The following is a 20,575-nucleotide window of genomic DNA, read 5'->3' as shown; positions in this document are numbered from 1 at the left end:
GATCGGTCTCATTCTGTTACAGTAAGGACCAATCTCGCCGCTTCTGAAACTGCCGTCGGTATCCGGGGATACCTACCTGATTTTAGACGACTTCCCGATTGAGGCACCAATCCCCTGTGGGTTCGTAGCGGGTGCCGCAGTCTGGTGCATACCAACCGCCAACGCGATGTTTTAGCCCTGTTCTATGCGGGAAGAATTTGGTGCCGATTGCAAACGGCTGATCACACCCTTCGCCATTTGATCGAACATCCCATGGATGGCATTTGTTTTTCCGGTCCGTGACCGCTTTGTGATATCTGGCGCATGGCTTCCACAAGTTCCCGAGTGCGGTTCGAGGTGGTGTCAAGCCGGGTGTTGTCCAATCGACCGCGGTATTGCAGTTCACCGTCCGCGTTCAGACCAAAGAAGTCGGGCGTACAGACGGCACCCCAAGCCTTGCCAACGGACTGGTCTTCATCGATCAGATACGGAAAACGCCAGCCTGATTGTGCCGCGAATGACCGCATGTATGCGGGTCCGTCCGTTGGTACGGCTCGGTAGTCATTAGACATTACACCAAGAACACCAATGCCTTCGTCAAGCAAAGTGCTGGTGTCTTCCGCTAAACGGTCCGCGATAGCCTGAACGTATGGGCAATGGTTGCAGAGAAACGCAACCAGCAGGCCGTTTTCTCCTAAATGATCGGACATGGTGAACGCATGACCATCCGGATCGCGCAAGGTGAAGTCAGGCGCCTTCCATCCAAAATCGCAAATGGGGGTGTCGAGCAGCATTGTTGGGTTCCTAAGAATTTAAAAAGGTGGCCCCGCGCTTCGCCGCGAGGCCAATTGGAAAACAGTGATCGCGTTTAAGCGGCCGCGATTTCGACTTTCTGCCAGGCAAATGGCTTGAAAGGCGCATCAACAGGTGTCTCAGCAAGGTGGTTAGTATAGTTTGACAGGACCTTCTGCGCCAGACCAACGAGGATGTCCAAAATAGCTCTTGGTTCGAAGCCGGCGGTGAGGAATGCATCCACGTCCTCTTTGGGGGCATTTCCACGCCCGCGCACCAGGGTCAGAGTGAACTGGCGCAAGGCTTCCAACCGAGAATCCTCAAGGGGGCGCTCGTCACGAAGTGCTGAAATGATGGCGTCATCGACACCTTGCATCTTTGCGATCGCGGTATGGGCCGGAACACAGTAGTGGCAGGCATGTTCAACATTGATCGCTAGCCAAACGACATTGCGTTCAACCACAGAAAGCGCTGTGCGTTCGAAGAGTTCGTGCAGTTTGAAGTAGCTCTCCAGCAGTTCCGGTGACGATGACATCACCTGATAAAGACCCGGCAGCATGCCATAGTCCTTTACAGCTTGCTGCAGCATCGGTTTTGCCGCGTCCGGGGCGGTTTCGATCGAGTGGTGGGTGAAAGTTGACATTCGTAAACTCCAATCCGGTGGGTGGTGGCGGGTGCCAGAAAATCAATCGAGACCGGAACCCGAAAGATTATGAACAAGCAGACATAAATTGTCCGAGTGATGGTGACCTCGACTGGTGGCAGTTAAGGCATGACTAGGTGATAAGTGACAGAAGCGCCTCGTGCGCGGTTTGTGATATCTTCGGATTCTTGCGAGCAACGGCTTGGATCATTGCGCCGTTACCAACCGAAATGACAAGCCGGGCGAGCGCGTCTGGCGCCGTCTCAGACGTCAGCTCTCCGTTGTTTTTTGCCCGACGGAAAGCTTGCGTAAGAGCGTGTAAAAGCATGGTGTCCCCGCGCTGCAACTCTGACGTCATATGTGCATCTGCACCGACCTCGCCTGTAGAGCGTACCAATAGGCATCCGCGGCCGTTACCCGATGATGCGTCCTCTTCCCAAGCCTTTAGAAGTGCGCGCAGGTTGTCTTTGAACGGCGCATCTGATGCAAGCAACTCAGTGGCTTTGGTGACCCTTTGGTCGATATACAATGCTAGGGCGCGGCGGAACAAATCTTGCTTTTCTCCAAAAGCATAGGTCAAGCTCTGCCGTCTGAGGCCCGTTGCTTTTTCAAGGTCAAGATAAGTCGTTCCGCTATAGCCGCCTGCCCAAAAGGCATTCATGGCCGCAGTCAGAGCGGTCTTTTCGTCAAATGATCTGGGTCGGCCGATGCGTGTCATGGCGACTATATGTACATCTGTACATAAATATACAAGCCCTATGAAACTGTGAGAATGGAAGCCATGAGAATTAATGAAAGGACTTGCCCATCAGGGTTGCAGCGATGACCCGAAACAAGCCAACTTGGCGCGTGTGGTTGCATCCTTCAGCGTGTCATACGGGGGTAACTAGGCAGCGCCCGAAGTCGCCCTTTGCGCGATATCCAGCCCCCCGATCCGTGCCAGAATTTCCACGATTTCATCAATGCCTTTTCTTTGCCGCAGGGATGAGAAAACAAAGGGCCGACCGTTGCGCATGCGCGTCGCATCACGGTCCATCACCTCAAGCGAGGCACCGACATGCCGGGCAAGATCGGTTTTGTTAATGACCAATATGTCGGATTTCGTGATCGCAGGGCCGCCTTTGCGGGGAATTTCCTCACCCGCTGCCACGTCGATCACGTAAAGCGTCACATCAGCGAGTTCCGGGCTGAACGTGGCGGACAGGTTGTCGCCGCCGCTTTCTATCAATACCACCTCAACATCGGGATGGCGGGCCTGCATCTCGGCCACGGCTGCCAGATTGATCGACGCATCCTCGCGGATGGCCGTGTGTGGGCAGCCACCAGTTTCCACGCCGATAATCCGGTCCTGCGGCAGAACCTGCATCCGCATCAGCGCTTCGGCATCTTCCTGCGTGTAAATGTCATTGGTTATCACGCCGATCGAGACTTTGTCTCGCAATGCCTCGGACAACGCAGCGGTCAATGTTGTCTTGCCAGCGCCCACAGGTCCGCCGATGCCCACGCGCAGAGGGCCGTTCATGCTGCTCATGTTCGGAATATCCTTGAATATTGGGTTTCGTGTTTCATCGACGCGATGTCCGATAGGAACGCGGTTGAACTCAGATCGTTCAGGCCGGTAGCAATCGCTTCGTTTGCTATCCGCTGGCACAAGGGCGTCAGGTCACGGATTAGCCGCTGCGCATCCGTTTGCCCCAAAGGCACCAACCGGGTTGCGCATGCGACAAGGTTGGCCAGAAAGGCCTGAAGAAACATTTGCGCCGTCAGGCCAAGGGGCAGTTTTCGTACCGCAGCAGCATGGCCGACGGCGACCGGGTAGGTCAGCTTATTTAGGTCCAGCGCCCACACATCTGAGGTGACGGTACAGAAAGCGTCGCCCAGCAAAACAGTCTCTGACAAACGTTCTGACGAGGCGCAGAAGGCGCGCGCCGTTCGGTCGATTTCGCCCAGCTTCGCTGGTGTTTCTGCCCGGTAGGCGGCTGCAAGAAACACACAGTCGCTGTGGCCCGATCCGTGTTGGATCACGTCTGTGATCCAGCTGCCGACCTGTGCGACTGTACCGACAGCACCGCATTCAATCGCCCATTCCAGCCCGTGTGAATAGGCAAATCCACCCACCGGATAGGCAGGGGACAGCCATTGTGTCAGGGTCAGGATATCCGCGTTAGTGGGAATGGCCATGCGTCCTGCCGTGGCCATATGCGCCGCCTTCAGGCGTAAAAGGTTCAACGGTTTCCCGAATGTTTGCACCCAGCTTTTCAAGCATATCGCGGATGACGTGATCGTGCTGGACCAGCAGTCGGTTGCGTTCGATCTGACAGGGGGTGTGACGGTTGCCGATATGCCAGACAAGGCGCAAAAGATTATCTCCGGTCACTTCCAGCAAGTCTTCGGGCGCGGCGACGATCTCAATCTCGCGCCCGTCTTCGAGAACCAGAACGCCACCATGGTCCAACGACTTTGTCTGCGCCAGATCAACCAGGAAGGACTCGCCGTCATCTGTGGCCAGCATCTTGCGGCGTAGAAAACGCCCGTCATAGTCCAGCGAGACCTGAGCATGGGCCTGAGAGTGGTGGTGATCGTGATAGATGCGGGCGGTTTTGATCGCGGTGGTCATCTGGGCCTCCTTAAATCTCAGAACATGAAATAGCGTTGCGCCATCGGCAGCACTTCGGCGGGTTGACAGGTCAACAACTCACCATCGGCACGCACTTCGTAAGTTTCGGGGTCGACGTCGATTTGGGGTGTCGCGTCGTTCAGCAGCAGGTCGCGCTTGCTGATATTGCGCGTGTTGTGCACGGCGACGGTTTGTTTCGCCAATCCCAGTGTATCACCAATCCCATCGGCCTGCGCGGCGGCAGAGACAAAAGTGATCGCTGACTGCTCGACCGAGCGGCCATAGGCACCGAACATCGGACGGCTGTAAACGGGTTGCGGCGTGGGGATTGACGCATTCGGATCACCCATCTGCGCACAGGCGATTGTACCACCCAGCAGAACCATCTCGGGCTTTACGCCGAAAAAGGCCGGGCTCCAGAGCACAAGGTCGGCGCGCTTACCTTCTTCGACACTTCCTATCTGGTGGCTCAACCCATGGGCAATTGCCGGGTTGATCGTGTATTTGGCGATGTATCGACGGACGCGTAAGTTGTCGTTGTCGCCGGCTTCCTCGGCCAATCGCCCGCGCTGTTTCTTCATCTTGTCTGCGGTTTGCCAGGTGCGGATCAGAACCTCTCCGACCCGACCCATGGCCTGGCTGTCGCTTGCGATGATCGAAAAGGCGCCCATGTCGTGCAGGATGTCCTCAGCCGCGATGGTCTCACGCCGGATGCGGCTTTCGGCAAATGCCACGTCCTCGGGGATGCATTTGTCGAGGTGATGGCAGACCATCAACATGTCCAGATGCTCCTCGACCGTGTTTACGGTGAAGGGGCGCGTCGGGTTGGTGGATGAAGGCAGAACGTGGGTCTCACCGCAAATCTTGATGATGTCAGGGGCGTGGCCCCCGCCTGCGCCTTCGGTGTGGAAGGCGTGAATCGTGCGGCCTTTCATGGCAGCCACTGTGTTTTCGACGAAACCGGATTCATTCAGTGTGTCAGTGTGGATCATCACCTGCACATCCATCGCGTCGGCGACCGAGAGGCAGCAGTCGATGGCGGCGGGGGTGGTGCCCCAATCCTCGTGCAGCTTGAGGGCGCAGGCCCCGGCCTTGACCTGTTCTTCCAGCGCAGCGGGCAGCGAGGCGTTGCCTTTGCCCGCAAAGGCCAGATTCATCGGAAAGGCATCGGCCGCCTGTAGCATACGTCCGATATGCCAGGGGCCGGGGGTGCAGGTGGTGGCCAGCGTTCCATGTGCAGGGCCGGTGCCGCCGCCCAGCATGGTGGTTAGGCCGGAATGCAGCGCATCTTCGATCTGTTGCGGGCAGATGAAGTGGATATGGCTGTCGAAACCGCCCGCAGTCAGGATACGCCCTTCGCCCGCGATGGCCTCGGTGCCGGGGCCGATGATAATGTCGATACCGGGTTGCGTATCGGGGTTCCCGGCCTTGCCGATCTTGGCAATACACCCGTCTTTCAGGCCCACATCGGCCTTATAGATGCCGGTATGGTCTACGATCAGGGTATTGGTGATCACCGTATCCACAGCCCCCTCAGCACGCGTCGCCTGCGATTGCCCCATCCCATCGCGGATCACCTTGCCGCCGCCAAACTTTACCTCTTCACCATAGGTGGTCAGGTCGCGCTCAACCTCGATAATCAGATCGGTATCGGCCAGTCGTAGCTTGTCGCCGGTGGTAGGGCCGAACATTGCGGCATAGTCAGAGCGTTTGATTTGTGCTGGCATCAGAGCGGCCCCATGACCTTTTGATTGAACCCATAAATTTTGCGTGCCCCGCCGATCGGGATCAGTGAAACTTCGCGGGCTTGGCCCGGTTCAAAGCGCACGGCGGTGCCAGGCGCGATGTCCAGACGCAGACCGTGGGCCGCAGTACGGTCGAACTCCAACGCTGGATTGGCCTCGGCAAAGTGATAATGCGACCCCACCTGCACCGGTCGGTCACCCGTGTTGGAAACCATCAAGGTGACGCTGACGGCGTGCGCGTTCAGGGTAATTTTACCCTTGGCGGGGAAAAGCTCTCCTGGGATCATTTTGGCAGCTTCAAAACGAAGGCTGCTGCAATCAAGGCGAGCACCGCAAGGCCAACGCCTAATGTGCCGTAGTCAGACCCATGCGCATGTAAATGCGTATCGGTATGAGCTGTCGCAGGGCCAGCCAGGATCAGGGCAGGGAATAACATGCGGGTCATTACGGGTTCCTTTTCAGCGAATGGGGTTGTGGACGGTCACCAGTTTGGTGCCGTCGGGAAAGGTGGCCTCGACCTGGACCTCGTGAATCATCTCGGGGACGCCCTGCATGCATTGCGCGCGGGTAATCACCTCGGCCCCGGCCTGCATCATGTCAGCGACCGAACGCCCGTCACGCGCGCCTTCGACCACGGCGTCGGTGATCAGGGCAATCGCTTCCGGGTGGTTCAGCTTGACGCCGCGGGCCAGCCGCTTGCGGGCTACCTCAGCGGCCATAGCGACCATCAGTTTGTCTTTTTCACGGGGGGTCAGGTTCATTTTATATCATCCAGCATCGAGGCAGAGAAGAGTTGTTAAGGTGGTGCAAAACCGGTATCAGCGCTTGGCGCAGGGCAAAGCTGTTTTCTGCCAGCATCCGGACCACAAGCAGGTCGTCTCGGATCAACGTTGCGCCAGCGTCATCAGGCAACACCTGTCGAACCGGGCGCAGATGCCCCGCAGCCGTGGACGAGGCGAATACGACCAGCGCCATGGCACCGGCACCATCAGCAATGTGCGGTTTGGACAGGTGCGTGGTAAGGTCGCCCGCGAAACGGGTGGCGTCCAGGAAAACAGGAAAGCCGTTGCGCCGAATCTCGATCCGGTCGTGAAGGCGGATATCGGCCAGCGTCTCGCCCATAGCCGCGCGCCCAAAGACAAGCGGTTCAACCATCAGTGCAGATGCGGTTGGTGCAAGGTCAATGATCAGGCGTCGCTCCAGCGCGCTGCCGTTGAACAAGATGGTTTCCTGCGGCAACCAGTTCAACCGAGCACCGGAGTCGACGCGCAGTTGATTTATGACCTGCCCAGATGGGCCTGGCTGTGCCCTGTAGGCCCGCTCGCAGGCTTGGGTCGTCAAGGTTAGGGTTGTACCCTCAGCGGCAGTACCACTGAACCGAAACGCGTCCCCGCCGGTGATCCCGCCTGCGGTGTTCAGCAGAACCGCGTCCAACCCGTTTTCGTCGCTGCGCGGAAAGAGGCATTTGAATGAACCTGACTGGCGAAACCCATCCAGTACCGTCCTTCCACCCCTGATCTTCGTGCTTAAGCGTACGGTGCCATGTGCACGAGGGGGCGCGACGCCCTGTTTGGGCAATATCGAGGCAAGGTGGGTGATGGCAGACCTGCGGCGTATGTGATGTGCCTTTTGTTTCACCGGTGCCGCGTTGGAACTCTATTCTTCAACGTGCTGACAGATGGGATTTCCTGCCGTTATGATCAAATTTTAAGCAAATGCGCCCATGTTGCGCGAAATTTAAGCGAGATAGGCCGGGTATGCGAATTCCTGTGCCTGGTCTTTTCGCCAGGGTCACGTCCGATCCGTGCAGTGATCGCGCCACCTAGTGATTTTGACGGTGATTGTTGGCTTGGTAGGAAATATTTGGCGCGTTTTTGGTCGATCCAGCTAATCGAGGCAATATAAACTTCTTTGATTTCAAGCTTATCTGCCGGGCTACGGGAAACCCCCTATATCGCGTCCCGACAGGAGCCATTAACTGTAATTTATCGAACGGGTCATATCGGACGATATCACTTTTCCCCTATGAGGGGTTGGCTACTTACCCCCTCGGCCAGCCCCTCAGTTACCGGCCGAGACCCGTTTCGATATCCCCTTGAAAATGCCTGTGCGTTTTACTTTGTCGAGGCGAGGATTTGCGTGACAAGCGCTGGCAGCTCCAACGAGTCGCTGTAGCTTACGGTATGCGGAATCTCGGAGATCGGAGATTTGCGATACCCCTCTGTAAACAACAGGAACGGCACCTGCGCGCGCTGGGCGGTTTCGGCGTCCACTTCGCTGTCGCCGACAAATATCCTGGGGCCAACCGAGGTGACTGCCGCAAAGCTGGCCTCAAGATGGGCGGGGTCCGGTTTGCGTGTGCGCAGGCTGTCCCCCCCTATGACAGTATCGAAATGGGGGGCCAGCCCCAGCGCATCCAGTACGTGACGCGCCGGGCCTTCAGGTTTGTTGGTGCAGATTCCCATAACACAACCCATGTCGCGCAGTTGACCAAGGGCTTCCAGCACCCCGGGATATGTGACGGTTTTATCGCTTGAGGCGGTGTTGTAGTGCGCCAGGGTTCGTTGGGTAAGATCGCCGTGATTTTCCATAGGCAACCCGCAATGGTGAATCACGCGTTCCACAAGATTGGGCAAGCCCTTGCCCACAAACTGCTTGATACGGTCCTGCGGCAGAGGCTCGACACCAATATCCTGCAACATACTGTTCGCGGCTGCTGCAATGTCCGGCAGGCTGTCGACAAGTGTACCGTCCAGATCGAACATGATTGTTGCAGTCATCAGATTCCTCGTAAAATTTTGCTTGGGCCAAGACGTATCCTGATTGATATCCCGGCACAATCGCACTGGGCGTGGGAATTATCAGAAGCAGGCCTTGACTAACCTGACTAATTTAATCAGATTAACGGCAAAGACCGCAGCCAACCCATCAGGGTCAGCCAGAAACAGTAACGCGAACAGACCAAGGCATTTCGCCTGAGAACCTCTGGAGTTGTCCTGATGAATGTACAGAACCCGAATCCCGGCCAACATTATGCAGTATCAATGCTGCCTGCCCACAAAGCAGAAGATCTGACCAAAGGCGGCAACCTGGCCCATATCGAACTGGGCGACCAACTGTACACCCTGCGCATCACCCGCGCCGGTAAGTTGATCCTGACAAAGTAAGCGCACGTTCCTCGCGGGGTGGGTTTGTTCTTCAGCAACATCCGCAACCTGAATGGTGATGGTCATGATCGCAGGCCGGGGCGGGCGCGTAGTCACCAACCTCGCTGAGAACGTCACGCAAGGTCCAAAGGATCATATCCACATCTTCGCTCTCGATGGTCAGGGGCGGTCGAATTTTCAGAATGTTGTCTTTCGGCCCTTCGCTGCCGATCAGAATGCGGTGATCGCGCATCCGATTTTTGACGTATTTGCAAATCTCAGAGCCCTGTGATCCATCGGGGTTGATCAATTCGACCCCAAGAAACAGACCCATCCCGCGAACATCGCCGACACAGCCGAAATCGGCCTCGATTTGGCGCAACCCGTCCATCAGGCGCGTACCCATAATGCGGGCGTTCTCTTGCAAGCCTTCGTCATCCACGATGTCCAGGACCTCTTTGCCAATCCGGCAGGAGAGGGTCGAGCCGCCGAAGGTCGAGAAGAACTCGATACCGTTATCAAAACTCCGCGCGATTTCTTTTGTTGTAACCAGCACGCCCATCGGATGCCCGTTGCCAATGGGTTTGCCCAAAACAACGATATCGGGCAGCGCGCCCTGGTGTTCGAAGCCAAAATAGTATTCGCCCAAACGCCCAAGTCCGGTCTGCACTTCGTCAGCAATGCAAACACCCCCTGCGGCACGGATTTTTTCGTAGACAGCGGGCAGGTAGCCTGTCGGAGGAATGATCTGCCCACCGACCGAAGGAAAAGTTTCTGCAATAAAACCCGCAACCCCGTGCCCCTTGGCCTGCAATGCGGCAATCGCCGGGTCTACAAGGTTCGCAAACTTTTCGGCGCGGTCCGGATCGTTCCGTTTGAATGAACCACGGAAATCGTCTGCGACCTCAACCAGTTCAACCCAATCGGCCTGACCGATCCCGCCCGGCTTGTTGAATTTGTAAGCCGAAATCGCAACGGCTGCGTTGGTGTTCCCGTGATAGCCGTGATCCGGCGTGACGATGCCCTTTGCCCCGGTATGGGCGCGGGCCAGGCGCAGGGCAAGCTCGTTCGCCTCAGTGCCGGAATTGACAAAGAAGCAGACCTTGAGGTGATCGGGCAGTTTTGAAAGAACCTTGTCGGCAAAGGCCGTTTGCACGGGGTGCAGATACCGGGTGTTCGAGTTCATCCGCTTTAGCTGATCCGCCGCCACCGCCTGAATACGTGGATGTGCGTGGCCGACATGGGGGACGTTGTTATAGGCGTCCAGATAGGGCCGCCCCCATTCGTCGAACAGGTGATGCCTCCAGCCGCGTACCAGCATGACCGGTTCGTCATAGGTCAGACTGAGGTTGCCGCCGAAATGGTCCCGCCGCCCTTGCAGGATCGCCTGTCTGTCGGTTGGTTGATAGAACACCTTATCGTCCGGCAGGTTCAGCAAGGCCGCCGGGTTCGGGCAAACCGCGTGCCACAGGTCCAGTTCATCCGGATCAGCAACACCCGGCCAATCTGCCTGCATTCCATCCGTGGTCAGCGCCAGTTGGAAATGTACGTGCGGTGCCCAGCCGCCGTTTTGACCGGCATCCCCAAGCTGGGCAAATGCCGCGCCCTGCGCCACCGGATCACCGTGTTTCAGCCTGCTACAGACCTCTGGGTCAAGATGGCCATAGAGCGTATAGAAAGGATCACCTTCCGGCGTCTCATGATGCAGAATCACGACGCCGCCGTAGTCCAGATGAGTATTGCGGTTCTCAACCGCTTCGACACGACCGCTCATCGGGGCGTGTAAAACGGTTCCTGCAGGCGCAAACACGTCCACTGCCAGATGAACGGTTCGCCGGTCTGAGGCCTTCCACGGCCCCTTGCGAAAGCCGGGTTCGGCATAGATCAGCCGCGGTTCATTGTAATAGCCCAGCCACAGACCGTCGCCGAATTCCTCGCCCACGCGTGCGGCTTCATCCAGCGGCATGTGGAACGGATTCTGCGGCCAGGTTGAGTTTTCGACAGAGAGGGAACCCATTGGCGCATCGTTCAAATCCTGACCGTACATCTGGGCAAATTGGCCACGATGCTCGGACAGATAGGCTTGGATACGCTGTGCACCATCCGTCACAGGCAAATGACAGGCCGTGCGCAGCCGCGCCGCCATCAAGTCGCCTTTCACACCCGTATTCTCAAGGAAGCGCCATGCTGCGGCCTGACTGACAGTCACGTATGGGTCGTCCGGGTGCTCTTCCGCCATCAGGGTCGAATTCACAACAGACACCGCCAGCCGCATCCGCAGCAGCGGCCATATCAGGTCGACCTCATCAGGTCGCAGCCGATTGGCGGCATGGTATCCGCGCACCAAAGCGGCAAGTGCACGTTCCGGTTTGGGATGATCCAGAACGATATAGGCCCCGGCAATCGCCAGATCGCAGACACGCGGTGAGGCGCACATGTCACCAAGATCGATCAGGCCCGAGACGCTTTGGCGCTGACCCAGTTCACCGTCAACCAGGATGTTGTAGTCATTGGCATCATTGTGGATGGCCTGTTTGGGCAATCCCGCCAACGCATCAGAAATCGCATTGAACCTGTCGCAAATGTCTGACAACACAGCCTGGCGGGCAGGATTGTTGATCGCATCAAGATGATCAGAAATCCAACCCGCTTGCGTCAGGTCCCATTTGAAATCGGCGCGATGCAACCCGTCATGCGCGAACCGCTCAAGTGCCTTGTCGGTTGCACCCAGAACGCGGCCAAGCTTCAGGATCAACGACTCGGGTTTTGGCGCCGCGGTGGCATAGCACCGCCCCGGCAGGCATTCGAGCAGCCAGACCAACCGCGTCTGTCCCTCGGCATCAGGAATATCTGGCAGCAGAGATCCGTTGAGGTCCGGGTAAACCTGGGGAAACGGCAGACCCGGCGCCTCTGTGGCGATATGGGCCAAGGCCTTGATTTGCAGGTCGACGACCTCTGCCGGGCATCCCGGGCGCATGACCTTCAGCACATAGTCCTGACCGTTGGTGGCCCGAACCAAATAGTTGAGGTCATATTCGCCATCCAGCCGCGTCAATTTGGCGTCCAGCCCCCAATGGGCGCGCAGAGCATCCGCCCAGAATGCAGTCATGTCGCTCATACGCTTTGCTGTCCTCTTTTGGCCCTGAACCTTACTGTGAGCACTACAGGGGCCTTGCCGCCCCGAGTGCCATCACCCGATCGCGCGCAGCCGTTTGATCAACGAGGATGTATCCCAACGTCCGCCGCCCAGCTTCTGCACATCTTTGTAGAATTGATCGACCAGTGCCGTCAGCGGTAGAGACGCGCCATTTTCGTCTGCCTCATCTAGGCAAATTCCAAGATCCTTGCGCATCCAATCCACTGCAAAGCCATGGTCGAAATGGTCATCCAGCATTGTCTCGTGCCGATTAACCATTTGCCAGCTTCCAGCGGCACCCTGGCTGATGACCTCAATCACTGCGCGACCGTCCAACCCGGCCCTTTCGGCGAAATGCAACGCTTCGCTGAGACCTTGAACCACGCCTGCGATGGCGATCTGATTACACATCTTGGTCAGCTGCCCGGCGCCGCTTTCGCCAATCCGCCGGCAGATTTTCGCATAAACCGCCATCACCGGCTCTACTGTGTCATAGGCCGCCTGATCACCACCGCACATGATCGACAGAACCGCATTCTCGGCCCCGGCCTGACCGCCGGATATCGGGGCGTCCACAAACGCCAGCCCCTGTGCCTTGGCCTGCGCATAGAGGTCCCGCGTCACCTGCGCAGAAACCGTGGTGTGATCGACAAAAATCGCCCGTTCTGCCATGCCATGAAACGCGCCTGCCTCGCCCGTGCACACGGCGCGCAGATCGTCATCATTGCCGACACAGGCAAAAACGATCTCAGCACCCTGGGCGGCCTCGGCTGGCGTTTTGCCCATGGAGCCACCGTGTTCCGCGACCCAGGTTTCGGCCTTCGCGGTCGTGCGGTTGTACACGGTTACGTCGTGACCGGCGGCCTGAAGGTGCCCGGCCATGGGATAACCCATGACACCCAGACCCAAAAACGCGACTTTTGCCATTTGTTGATCCTCTTTGCTACCCGAAGCCCATCTTGTTCAGCAGGCTAGATTTTCCGCCCGAGACAAATCAAAGCCACGCGCAAAGAGCAACCCCGCGTTATGGCTTGCCGCCCAAATCCTGCAGGATAGGACAATCGGGACGGTCATCGCCAGCACAGGCGTCGATCAGGTGCCCCAACGTGTCGCGCATTGCATTGAGGTCGGAAATCTTGGCTTCGATCTGTGCCAGATGCGCGCGGGCAACCTTTTTGACATCCGCGCTGGCCCGTGTCTCATCCTCGTAGAGTGCAAGCAGGGTGCGGCAATCTTCGATCGTGAACCCAAGTGCGCGGGCGCGGCCTAGGAAATTCAGCTTGTGCACATCCTGTTCGCGAAATCGACGATAGCCATTTTCGTCGCGCAGCGGTTTGATCAGACCGATATCCTCGTAATACCGGATGGTCTTGGCGGGCAGGCCGGTTTGGGTTGCAACGTCTCCGATATTCATGTCGTCACCGCTTGCGTGGCGTGGTCCTGTTTTGCCACGGGCAAGGTGGCCCGGACACGACGTAGACGCAACGCATTGGACACCACAAAAACGCTGGACAACGCCATCGCCCCGGCGGCTAACGCGGGTGACAAGAGCTGTCCGCTGAGCGGGTACAGCACCCCAGCGGCCACAGGGATCAGCAAAATGTTGTAGCCAAAGGCCCAACCGAGGTTTTGGCGGATGTTGCGCATCGTGCGGCGGCTGATTTCAACCGCATTGGCTGCGCCGCGAAGATCGCCGGACATCAGCACGACATCCGCTGTTTCAATCGCAACATCAGTGCCGGTACCGATGGCCACACCGACATCTGCCGCTGCTAGCGCGGGGGCGTCGTTGATACCATCCCCGACAAAGGCCAGCGCACCAAATTTGTCGCGCAACGCAGTGATTGCGTCCAGCTTGCCATCTGGCAAAACTTCGGCCGTGACATCGTCGATACCAAGCTTGTCGGCCAACGCCTGTGCAGTACGTGTGTTGTCGCCTGTTATCATCGCCAGTTTCAGACCCATCGCGTGCAGCCGTTCCAGCGCGTCCCGTGTACCGGGTTTTATCGGGTCCGATACCGTCAGCAGCGCCGCCGCCTTACCGCCAATGGCAACAAACAGGGGGGTCGCCCCTTCGCTGGCCCTGTGATCGGCCTCCGCCGTCAATGCGGCCAGATCAATGCCGTTCTGTGCCATAAGGCGGGGTGAGCCGATCAGCAGGTCGCGCCCTGCGACCTTGGCCCGGACGCCTAGCCCGGTCAGGGAGTCAAATTCCGACACTGTCGGCAAATCAGCTGGTCCTGCGCGAGTGATTGCCGTGGCAATGGGGTGCTCTGACCGGGCCTCGACCGCGGCAGCCAATCGTAGGACGTCCTCGCGGATAAATCCGTTGACAGGGGACACATGCTCCAGCTCGGGCCGCCCCAGCGTCAAGGTTCCGGTCTTGTCCAGCGCGATCACTCTGGCCTGTTGCAACTGTTGCAACGCGTCGCCCTTGCGGAACAGGACCCCAAGCTCTGCCGCGCGCCCAGTTCCGACCATGATCGAAGTTGGTGTTGCAAGCCCCATCGCGCAGGGGCAGGCAATGATCAGAACGGAAACTCCGGTTACAAGCGCCATTGGCAGCGCCGGTGCGGGGCCAAAGACTAACCAAACCACAAGCGTCAACAGCGATATGGCGATTACGATTGGCACGAACCACGCGGTTATTCGGTCGACCAGCCCCTGGATCGGCAGCTTGGCCCCTTGCGCCTGTTCCACCATGCGGATGACCTGGGCCAACACTGTATCAGCCCCGACCCGCGTGGCGCGGACCCGCAATGCGCCTGTCCCGTTTACAGTGCCGCCGACGACCTGATCCGAGCGCTCTTTTCCGACGGGAATAGGCTCACCCGTTATCATGCTTTCATCAACATAAGAGGAGCCTTCCAGCACGTCGCCATCCACGGGCACCCGTTCACCGGGACGGATTTGCAGGGTGTCACCGATCGAGATATCGGCGATTGGACGATCAACAAACGCGCCTTCCACCTCGACCCGCGCAGTCTTGGGCTGAAGCCCCACCAGCTTGCGGATCGCGGCCCCGGTCCGGCCTTTCGCCCGGGCCTCCATCGCGCGGCCCAAAAGGATGAGGACGACGATGACCGAGGCGGCCTCGAAATACACGTTGGCGCTGCCTTCCGGCAAGATCTGCGGCGCAAAGGTTGCGGTGACCGAGAACAGGTAAGCCGCCCCGGTCCCCAGCGCAACCAGCGCATTCATGTCCGGTGACCTGTGCAGCAGGGACGGGATGCCTTTTTCGTAGAAGACACGCCCCGGCCCCAACAGCAGCACTGATGTCAGCGCGAACTGGATCAAATGGCTGTTTTGAATGCCAATGGTCGCGTGTATCCAGTGATGGAAAGCCGGAATCATGTGGCCGCCCATCTCAAGCACGAATACAGGCAAGGCAAGCGCTGCGGCAAAAATCGTAGACCGGTTCAACGCGCGGGCTTCTTCGGATTTGGAGCCATTAGTCTGGATATCCGCACCTTCTGCCACGCGCGCCGAATACCCTGCGTCCTTACAACGTTGCGCGAGGGCTTGCGGTTCTGTTGCCCCTTCAACAAAGGTAATCTGGGCGCTTTCCGTGGCCAGATTGACAAGGGCGTCAATCACTCCCGGGTCGGCCTTTAGGCTGCGCTCGATCCTTGATACGCACGAGGCGCAACTCATATCGTCGATTTTCAGGGTCGTTTGCCGCGTTGTCGCAGGATAGCCGGCGCCCGACAGCGCATCAATCAAGGCGCTGACCTCACCGTCATGGGTGACCTGAGCGGTTTCCGTCGCGAAATTGACCGACGCGCCAGACACACCGGGCACAGACTGCAATGCGGATTCCACCCGCCCCACGCAAGAGGCGCAGCCCATACCGGAGATTTTTAATTGCGTTGTTTGCGGCGCGGCCATCCGACTCATCCTATTGTCACGTTCACCCTCCACATGGGGGTTCCAGTCACGGGAAGGTCAAGGGGTCGCGCCAGTTTTCTGTCAAATTTGGTTGCGGATTAATTCTGTGTCAGTTGGTCGAGCAACAGTGAGTCATACAGAATGGGCGGCGATGTGCGCACCGCTTCGGGTGAGGCAAAGAATGCAACCATCAAGGCAGCCACCGTCAGCAACGATCCAATCAGAAAGAGGCTGGCGACATTTATCGCAGAACGCAGCATGAAGAGGCTCCTTTTGTCTGTTGTTGCCGTTTCCCGAAGGCGTGATGGGGTCAGGACCGTTGTGCCAGTTGTTGCTTTAGTTTTTCGTTCTCGGCCTGAAGCTGTTGCAGTTGCTGTCCAAGCGCGTTCAGGTGAGGGCGCAGTTCGTCTTCGGTAAACCGGGGGGTGATGTGGCGCGGGCAGTTCCAATCCAAGGCTTCGACCCGGATGATAGCAGCGCGTTCGGCGGGGGTTTCAGCCCCCTCGGGGTAGAGGCTGGTCGCCGCAGCTTCGCCTTCGGTGAATTCCACGCGCCCAAGAATCTTGAGGCGCTGCTGGTTGGCATAATCCATCAGGATCAGGGCAATGCGGTCATTGCCGTCAAGATTCCCGCGCGAGATATATTGTTTGTTTCCCGAAAGATCAGCGTACCCGATTGTCTGCGGACCCAGAACTTTGAGAAACCCGACCGGCCCGCCGCGATACTGGACATACGGCCAACCCGTTTCAGAAACGGTGGACTGGTAAAACCCGTCGCGCGCTTCGATAAATGCCTTTTCTGCTGCACCGATCTGATGACCCTGTTGCGGGCCGCCCTCGATGAACTTTGCGTAGGTTCTGGCCGAACCCATCCTTTCCTGATGCGCCCGGACGGCGGGAGTGAAGGTGAGTTCCGAGAAAGCGCGCGGCATGTAGTTTCCTTTTAGTGACCCAGCGCATGAAAGCTGGGATGATCTTCGGGACGGGGACCTTGCGGCCAGTGGTATAGGTTGTCATCCGCGGCAAGTTCGCAGTCTTCATCGCCGCAAGGCCTAAACCACTGTCCGTTTTTGCCGGGCAACTCGTAAAGAATACGTGCCGCGATGCGGTTACCGGAATTGTCCCACAGTTCCTTGATCAACCGGTCGTCTTGTTCCGTGTTCCACACGCGGGGCAAAAGGGCTTGGGCGGCCTTGTGCACGCTTAGGAATTCGGTCCGGTTTCCCAGTTCACTGTTGTCCGTAACATCCGGTGTCACCACATCCGCATCGCGGCCGTTCCACGCGGTTGCTGCCATGCGAACCCTTTGCATGGCACCGTCCCACGTGGAGGGGGGGAGAGGGGGGCGAGTCATCCTGTGGTCTTTTATGTGAGTGCGGCGGCAATCATGGCGACTGTCAGCAGAAAGGGGACGTATTGAGGGGAGAAAAGGCTGGCATGTCGTCTCATCTGATCGCTCCAAGGTTAACAGATCGGTACATCCTGGTATTAATATGTACAGATCGGTAAACCTTTGCAAGTCTTATTTGGATGTATTTCCGTGTTCCCTTGAAGGTTGTCTAAACGGCCCTAGTCTATTATGTACTGATCTGTACACTCAGGAGCCCGTAAATGCGCCCAAACAAACGTGATGAACTGGTCAGGAAGGCTTTGAAGGTTTTTTACCGGTACGGCTTTCACGCCACCGGCATGGATAAACTTGTGGTTGAAACGGGTGTGTCCAAAACCTCGATGTACAAGCACTTCCGCACCAAAGAGGACCTGATTCTCGCGGTTCTAAAACTGCGCGATGAAGATTTTTGCGAAAACCTCTTCCGCCGTATGAATGAGCTTGCGGACACGCCTGCCGGTCAATTGCTTGCCAGTTTCGACGCGTTGAACGAGTGGTTCCACGAGAAAGAATATCGCGGATGTATGTTCATTAAGGCCGGAGCAGAGTTTCAGGATGTGACTCATCCGATCCACAAACAATCGGCTGAGCATAAGAAAATTATTCTGAATTATTTGACGGACCTGGCGCGCAAGACCGGGGCGCGCGACCCGGACGACCTGGCCTGCCAAATTTTTTTGTTGCAGGAAGGCGCAATTGTGACGGCGGTTTTTCTGAAGTCCTATGAACCGGCGCAGCATGCCAAGGCCGCTGCTGAGGTTTTGCTGAACGCCGCCCTGGCCTGAACCGGCTAATATCTCTGAAAGAACGTTGCGTTTCCGGGCGTTGGTTGGATTGGATTGCGCCGCCTTCAACGCTAATTTGACCGCAACAAGATTTTGGGGAGAAAGCCGTATGACGCTGTTTACCGCGACCGCAAGTTGGGTGACCGACGAACACCGTATGTTCACCGAAATGGCAGACCGATTCATGGAAGATGAACTGGTTCCCAATATCGACCGCTGGATCGAGAACGGAGCGGTGGACCGCGACATGTGGCGCAAGGCCGGTGATATGGGCCTGATGGCCGGTGCGATTCCCGAAGCCTATGGTGGTGTAGGCGGCGGAATCGGTTTTGATGCTGTCACGATGTATGCGCAGTCTTCTCACGGCGACTCGGGCTGGGGATACGCGATCCAGTCCATAGTCGTACATTACATCAACTCCTACGGCAGCGAGGATCAAAAGGCAAAATGGCTGCCGAAACTCGCGTCAGGTGAGATGGTCGGTGCGCTGGCCATGACCGAGCCCGGAACCGGTTCGGATGTACAGGCCATTCGTACAACTGCTGACAAGGATGGCAACTCGTACCGTTTAAACGGGTCCAAGATTTTCATTACCAATGGACAATCCGCGGATTTGATCCTTGTGGCCTGCAAGACCGACAAGACGCTGGGTTCCAAGGGTGTTTCGCTGATCGCCGTCGAAACCGAAGGTGCCAAGGGTTTCCGCAGGGGGCGTAACCTGAAGAAACTTGGCATGAAAGCCAATGACACCGCCGAGCTTTTCTTTGAGGACGTGAAGGTTCCGATGACCCATCTGCTGGGCGCGGAGGAGGGTCAGGGCTTTTATCAGATGATGAGCCAATTGCCCTGGGAACGTCTGACCATAGGCATCGGCGCGCTGGGTGCGATTGATTTCGCAATTGCCGAGACGGTGAAGTACACGCAAGAGCGCAAAGCGTTCGGGCAGCGGGTGATGGATTTCCAGAACACCCGGTTCAAACTGGCAGAATGCAAAACCAAGGCAGAGGTCCTGCGCAGCTTTGTCAATGATTGCATCGCGCGGCTTGAGGCCGGAGTGCTTGATGCAGCGACGGCGTCGATGGTGAAATACTGGGGGTCGGAGGTGCAGAATGAGATCATGCATGAATGCCTTCAGCTCTTTGGTGGCTATGGCTACATGATGGAATACCCGATTGCTCGCCTCTATGCGGATGCGCGCGTTCAGATGATCTACGGCGGTACGAACGAAATCATGAAAGAGCTTATCGCCAGATCCCTGGATGCGTGATTAAGCCGGGTGATGCTCCCGCCCGTCGTCACTGTTTCTTGCGAAACATCTCCTCCCGTTGGGCCAGGCAGGCGCGGGCAAAGCCCGCGCCTGCCTGGCCCGCCTGCCGTCCGCAGGACGCAAGGCCGAAGGCCGCGCAGTGTTTTAGGCGATCTTTGATTTACGAGACCAAGGCCTTTTCAATTTGGCCTTGCAGCCACGTGCGGAAAGAGCGGAGCGGTTCGGATTCTGCGCGGGATTGCGGCCAGACAAGATAGAAATTCCCAAGACTGACGCCCGGACCATGCCATGCGGGAACGAGCCGTCCTGCTGCAAGATCGGCCTCGATCAGGTAGCTGGGCAGCAGCGCTACGCCCAGCCCGTGGATGGTGGCTTGCCCCATGGTCGAGAATTGATCGAACAACATGCCATGTATTCCGCTCACCATGCGGCCCTGCGCGGCAAACCATCTTTCCCAGGCGTCCGGGCGTGTCTCAAGGTGCAGCAGAGGGGCGGTGGTCAGCCAGTCGATGTCATCCGCGTCATCGGGCAACAGTTCGGGTGAGCAGACCGGCAGCACATCTTCGCGCATTATCGGTAGGTAGTTTACCCCGGCCCAGTCCCGTTGACCAAAGTGAATCGCGGCGTCGAAACGCTCAGATTCAAAATCGAAAGGTCGAAGTCTTGTGTTCAGGTTCACGGTAACTTCGGGGTGGCGGCGGGCGAAATCCTGAAGACGCGGGGCAAGCCAATGCATGCCAAATGCGGGCAGGATCGACAGGTTCAAGGACCCGCCGGTCGGGTTGGCCTTGAGTTTCAGTGACGCCTGCGCCAGCTGGTTCAGAGCAGTCCGGGCGACTTGTACATATTCCTTCGCTGCCGGGGTCAGATGCAGACGCATCTGGCTGCGCTGGATCAGATCCACGCCCAACTGTTCTTCCATCGACTTGAGTTGCCGGCTGATCGCGCTTTGTGTCAGCGACAGCTCTTCGGCGGCGGCTGAGGCGCTGCCAAGGCGGTCGACCGCCTCAAGGGCGAGCAAAGAGGGGATCGAAGGCAGAAACCGACGGGGGGCAATCATATGATGAATCCTCATACCTTTCGAATGGAATATCACTGGAAATTGCTGGGTGCCAGCCCGATACAAACACAGGTTTTTCTTTTGGGTGGCCGGCTGAGAATGCAGGCGGTATCCAAGATAGAATTGCC

General features: G+C 57.7%; 22 protein-coding genes and 1 pseudogene. 3 read left to right on the top strand and 20 right to left on the bottom strand.

All coding sequences use genetic code 11. The features are described from left to right. Positions 1-221: 221 nt before the first annotated feature. The 12 genes from AC2FIT_RS20245 to gph form a co-directional block, all read right to left on the bottom strand. Complete coding sequence (locus tag AC2FIT_RS20245) at positions 222-773, bottom strand: thioredoxin family protein (RefSeq protein WP_496831928.1); 552 nt, start codon at positions 771-773, stop codon at positions 222-224. A 74-nt stretch (positions 774-847) separates the two neighbouring features. After that, the gene (locus AC2FIT_RS20240) at positions 848-1,414 is read right to left on the bottom strand and encodes a carboxymuconolactone decarboxylase family protein (protein ID WP_496831926.1); all 567 of its coding nucleotides are present in this window, start codon (positions 1,412-1,414) and stop codon (positions 848-850) included. Between the two features lie 133 nt (positions 1,415-1,547). Further along, positions 1,548-2,132, bottom strand: a complete 585-nt coding sequence (locus tag AC2FIT_RS20235) for a TetR/AcrR family transcriptional regulator (protein ID WP_496831925.1) — start codon at positions 2,130-2,132, stop codon at positions 1,548-1,550. Between the two features lie 168 nt (positions 2,133-2,300). After that, positions 2,301-2,945, bottom strand: coding sequence for an urease accessory protein UreG (ureG, locus tag AC2FIT_RS20230; RefSeq protein WP_496831923.1), 645 nt, complete (start codon positions 2,943-2,945; stop codon positions 2,301-2,303). Continuing rightward, positions 2,942-3,613 (bottom strand): urease accessory protein UreF, encoded by a 672-nt coding sequence (locus tag AC2FIT_RS20225; protein ID WP_496831922.1) that lies wholly within the window; start codon positions 3,611-3,613, stop codon positions 2,942-2,944. Before AC2FIT_RS20225 ends, ureG begins: the two co-directional genes overlap by 4 nt. Further along, positions 3,579-4,031, bottom strand: a complete 453-nt coding sequence (locus AC2FIT_RS20220) for an urease accessory protein UreE (RefSeq protein WP_496831920.1) — start codon at positions 4,029-4,031, stop codon at positions 3,579-3,581. Before AC2FIT_RS20220 ends, AC2FIT_RS20225 begins: the two co-directional genes overlap by 35 nt. Before the next feature lie 17 nt (positions 4,032-4,048). Continuing rightward, positions 4,049-5,758 (bottom strand): urease subunit alpha, encoded by a 1,710-nt coding sequence (gene ureC / locus AC2FIT_RS20215; protein ID WP_496831918.1) that lies wholly within the window; start codon positions 5,756-5,758, stop codon positions 4,049-4,051. Next, positions 5,758-6,063 (bottom strand): urease subunit beta, encoded by a 306-nt coding sequence (locus AC2FIT_RS20210; RefSeq protein WP_496831917.1) that lies wholly within the window; start codon positions 6,061-6,063, stop codon positions 5,758-5,760. The genes ureC and AC2FIT_RS20210 overlap by 1 nt, the downstream gene beginning before the upstream one ends. Further along, positions 6,060-6,221 (bottom strand): hypothetical protein, encoded by a 162-nt coding sequence (locus tag AC2FIT_RS20205; RefSeq protein WP_496831915.1) that lies wholly within the window; start codon positions 6,219-6,221, stop codon positions 6,060-6,062. The genes AC2FIT_RS20210 and AC2FIT_RS20205 overlap by 4 nt, the downstream gene beginning before the upstream one ends. Before the next feature lie 13 nt (positions 6,222-6,234). After that, positions 6,235-6,537: an urease subunit gamma gene (locus AC2FIT_RS20200; protein WP_068339396.1), complete on the bottom strand. Its 303-nt coding sequence runs from the start codon at positions 6,535-6,537 to the stop codon at positions 6,235-6,237. A gap of 1 nt (position 6,538) precedes the next feature. Beyond that, a complete protein-coding gene (locus tag AC2FIT_RS20195; protein ID WP_496831913.1) occupies positions 6,539-7,414 on the bottom strand; it encodes an urease accessory protein UreD in 876 nt (291 codons plus the stop codon). Positions 7,415-7,890: 476 nt separating this feature from the next. Continuing rightward, positions 7,891-8,556 (bottom strand): phosphoglycolate phosphatase, encoded by a 666-nt coding sequence (gene gph, locus AC2FIT_RS20190; protein WP_496831911.1) that lies wholly within the window; start codon positions 8,554-8,556, stop codon positions 7,891-7,893. Between the two features lie 219 nt (positions 8,557-8,775). On the opposite strand from gph, the gene hemP reads away from it, so the two are divergent. After that, a complete protein-coding gene (gene hemP, locus AC2FIT_RS20185) occupies positions 8,776-8,943 on the top strand; it encodes a hemin uptake protein HemP (protein WP_496831910.1) in 168 nt (55 codons plus the stop codon). A 31-nt stretch (positions 8,944-8,974) separates the two neighbouring features. On the opposite strand, the gene AC2FIT_RS20180 is transcribed toward hemP, so the two are convergent. The 7 genes and pseudogenes from AC2FIT_RS20180 to AC2FIT_RS20150 form a co-directional block, all read right to left on the bottom strand. Then, positions 8,975-12,040, bottom strand: coding sequence for an aminotransferase class III-fold pyridoxal phosphate-dependent enzyme (locus tag AC2FIT_RS20180; protein WP_496831908.1), 3,066 nt, complete (start codon positions 12,038-12,040; stop codon positions 8,975-8,977). A gap of 72 nt (positions 12,041-12,112) precedes the next feature. Then, positions 12,113-12,988, bottom strand: a pseudogene (locus AC2FIT_RS20175) (NAD(P)-dependent oxidoreductase); the annotation flags it as partial. Between the two features lie 94 nt (positions 12,989-13,082). Next, the gene (gene cueR, locus AC2FIT_RS20170) at positions 13,083-13,472 is read right to left on the bottom strand and encodes a Cu(I)-responsive transcriptional regulator (protein ID WP_068339383.1); all 390 of its coding nucleotides are present in this window, start codon (positions 13,470-13,472) and stop codon (positions 13,083-13,085) included. Continuing rightward, a complete protein-coding gene (locus AC2FIT_RS20165) occupies positions 13,469-15,946 on the bottom strand; it encodes a heavy metal translocating P-type ATPase (RefSeq protein ID WP_496831907.1) in 2,478 nt (825 codons plus the stop codon). The genes cueR and AC2FIT_RS20165 overlap by 4 nt, the downstream gene beginning before the upstream one ends. Before the next feature lie 98 nt (positions 15,947-16,044). After that, positions 16,045-16,206 carry a hypothetical protein gene (locus tag AC2FIT_RS20160; RefSeq protein ID WP_496831905.1) on the bottom strand — a complete coding sequence of 54 codons (162 nt, stop codon included), beginning with the start codon at positions 16,204-16,206 and terminating at the stop codon, positions 16,045-16,047. A gap of 50 nt (positions 16,207-16,256) precedes the next feature. After that, complete coding sequence (locus AC2FIT_RS20155; protein ID WP_068339377.1) at positions 16,257-16,877, bottom strand: pyridoxamine 5'-phosphate oxidase family protein; 621 nt, start codon at positions 16,875-16,877, stop codon at positions 16,257-16,259. 11 nt (positions 16,878-16,888) lie between these two features. Further along, positions 16,889-17,299 carry a DUF1348 family protein gene (locus AC2FIT_RS20150; RefSeq protein WP_496831903.1) on the bottom strand — a complete coding sequence of 137 codons (411 nt, stop codon included), beginning with the start codon at positions 17,297-17,299 and terminating at the stop codon, positions 16,889-16,891. A gap of 257 nt (positions 17,300-17,556) precedes the next feature. Between AC2FIT_RS20150 and AC2FIT_RS20145 the strand changes: the two genes are divergently transcribed. After that, positions 17,557-18,120, top strand: coding sequence for a TetR/AcrR family transcriptional regulator (locus AC2FIT_RS20145; RefSeq protein ID WP_496831901.1), 564 nt, complete (start codon positions 17,557-17,559; stop codon positions 18,118-18,120). A 109-nt stretch (positions 18,121-18,229) separates the two neighbouring features. Continuing rightward, entirely contained in the window at positions 18,230-19,387 is a 1,158-nt protein-coding gene (locus AC2FIT_RS20140; protein WP_496831900.1) for an acyl-CoA dehydrogenase family protein, read from the top strand. A 160-nt stretch (positions 19,388-19,547) separates the two neighbouring features. On the opposite strand, the gene AC2FIT_RS20135 is transcribed toward AC2FIT_RS20140, so the two are convergent. Then, complete coding sequence (locus tag AC2FIT_RS20135) at positions 19,548-20,447, bottom strand: LysR substrate-binding domain-containing protein (protein ID WP_496831898.1); 900 nt, start codon at positions 20,445-20,447, stop codon at positions 19,548-19,550. Positions 20,448-20,575 lie beyond the last annotated feature (128 nt).

Source organism: Ruegeria sp. YTSA135 (assembly GCF_059610165.1).
The sequence above is the reverse complement of the archived record's forward strand: the minus strand, read 5'-3'. Positions and strand labels throughout refer to the sequence as shown.

Excerpts from the sequence above, each read along its gene's own strand:
- AC2FIT_RS20180 (WP_496831908.1), bottom strand. The coding sequence starts at position 12,040 with ATGAGCGACATGACTGCATTCTGGGCGGATGCTCTGCGCGCCCATTGG.
- AC2FIT_RS20155 (WP_068339377.1), bottom strand. The coding sequence starts at position 16,877 with ATGCCGCGCGCTTTCTCGGAACTCACCTTCACTCCCGCCGTCCGGGCG.
- AC2FIT_RS20160 (WP_496831905.1), bottom strand. The coding sequence starts at position 16,206 with ATGCTGCGTTCTGCGATAAATGTCGCCAGCCTCTTTCTGATTGGATCG.
- AC2FIT_RS20240 (WP_496831926.1), bottom strand. The coding sequence starts at position 1,414 with ATGTCAACTTTCACCCACCACTCGATCGAAACCGCCCCGGACGCGGCA.
- ureG (WP_496831923.1), bottom strand. The coding sequence starts at position 2,945 with ATGAGCAGCATGAACGGCCCTCTGCGCGTGGGCATCGGCGGACCTGTG.
- AC2FIT_RS20205 (WP_496831915.1), bottom strand. The coding sequence starts at position 6,221 with ATGACCCGCATGTTATTCCCTGCCCTGATCCTGGCTGGCCCTGCGACA.
- AC2FIT_RS20165 (WP_496831907.1), bottom strand. The coding sequence starts at position 15,946 with ATGGCCGCGCCGCAAACAACGCAATTAAAAATCTCCGGTATGGGCTGC.
- AC2FIT_RS20220 (WP_496831920.1), bottom strand. The coding sequence starts at position 4,031 with ATGACCACCGCGATCAAAACCGCCCGCATCTATCACGATCACCACCAC.
- AC2FIT_RS20225 (WP_496831922.1), bottom strand. The coding sequence starts at position 3,613 with ATGGCCACGGCAGGACGCATGGCCATTCCCACTAACGCGGATATCCTG.
- AC2FIT_RS20235 (WP_496831925.1), bottom strand. The coding sequence starts at position 2,132 with ATGACACGCATCGGCCGACCCAGATCATTTGACGAAAAGACCGCTCTG.
- AC2FIT_RS20140 (WP_496831900.1), top strand. The coding sequence starts at position 18,230 with ATGACGCTGTTTACCGCGACCGCAAGTTGGGTGACCGACGAACACCGT.
- gph (WP_496831911.1), bottom strand. The coding sequence starts at position 8,556 with ATGACTGCAACAATCATGTTCGATCTGGACGGTACACTTGTCGACAGC.
- AC2FIT_RS20135 (WP_496831898.1), bottom strand. The coding sequence starts at position 20,447 with ATGATTGCCCCCCGTCGGTTTCTGCCTTCGATCCCCTCTTTGCTCGCC.
- AC2FIT_RS20245 (WP_496831928.1), bottom strand. The coding sequence starts at position 773 with ATGCTGCTCGACACCCCCATTTGCGATTTTGGATGGAAGGCGCCTGAC.
- cueR (WP_068339383.1), bottom strand. The coding sequence starts at position 13,472 with ATGAATATCGGAGACGTTGCAACCCAAACCGGCCTGCCCGCCAAGACC.
- AC2FIT_RS20210 (WP_496831917.1), bottom strand. The coding sequence starts at position 6,063 with ATGATCCCAGGAGAGCTTTTCCCCGCCAAGGGTAAAATTACCCTGAAC.
- hemP (WP_496831910.1), top strand. The coding sequence starts at position 8,776 with ATGAATGTACAGAACCCGAATCCCGGCCAACATTATGCAGTATCAATG.
- AC2FIT_RS20200 (WP_068339396.1), bottom strand. The coding sequence starts at position 6,537 with ATGAACCTGACCCCCCGTGAAAAAGACAAACTGATGGTCGCTATGGCC.
- AC2FIT_RS20150 (WP_496831903.1), bottom strand. The coding sequence starts at position 17,299 with ATGACTCGCCCCCCTCTCCCCCCCTCCACGTGGGACGGTGCCATGCAA.
- AC2FIT_RS20145 (WP_496831901.1), top strand. The coding sequence starts at position 17,557 with ATGCGCCCAAACAAACGTGATGAACTGGTCAGGAAGGCTTTGAAGGTT.
- ureC (WP_496831918.1), bottom strand. The coding sequence starts at position 5,758 with ATGCCAGCACAAATCAAACGCTCTGACTATGCCGCAATGTTCGGCCCT.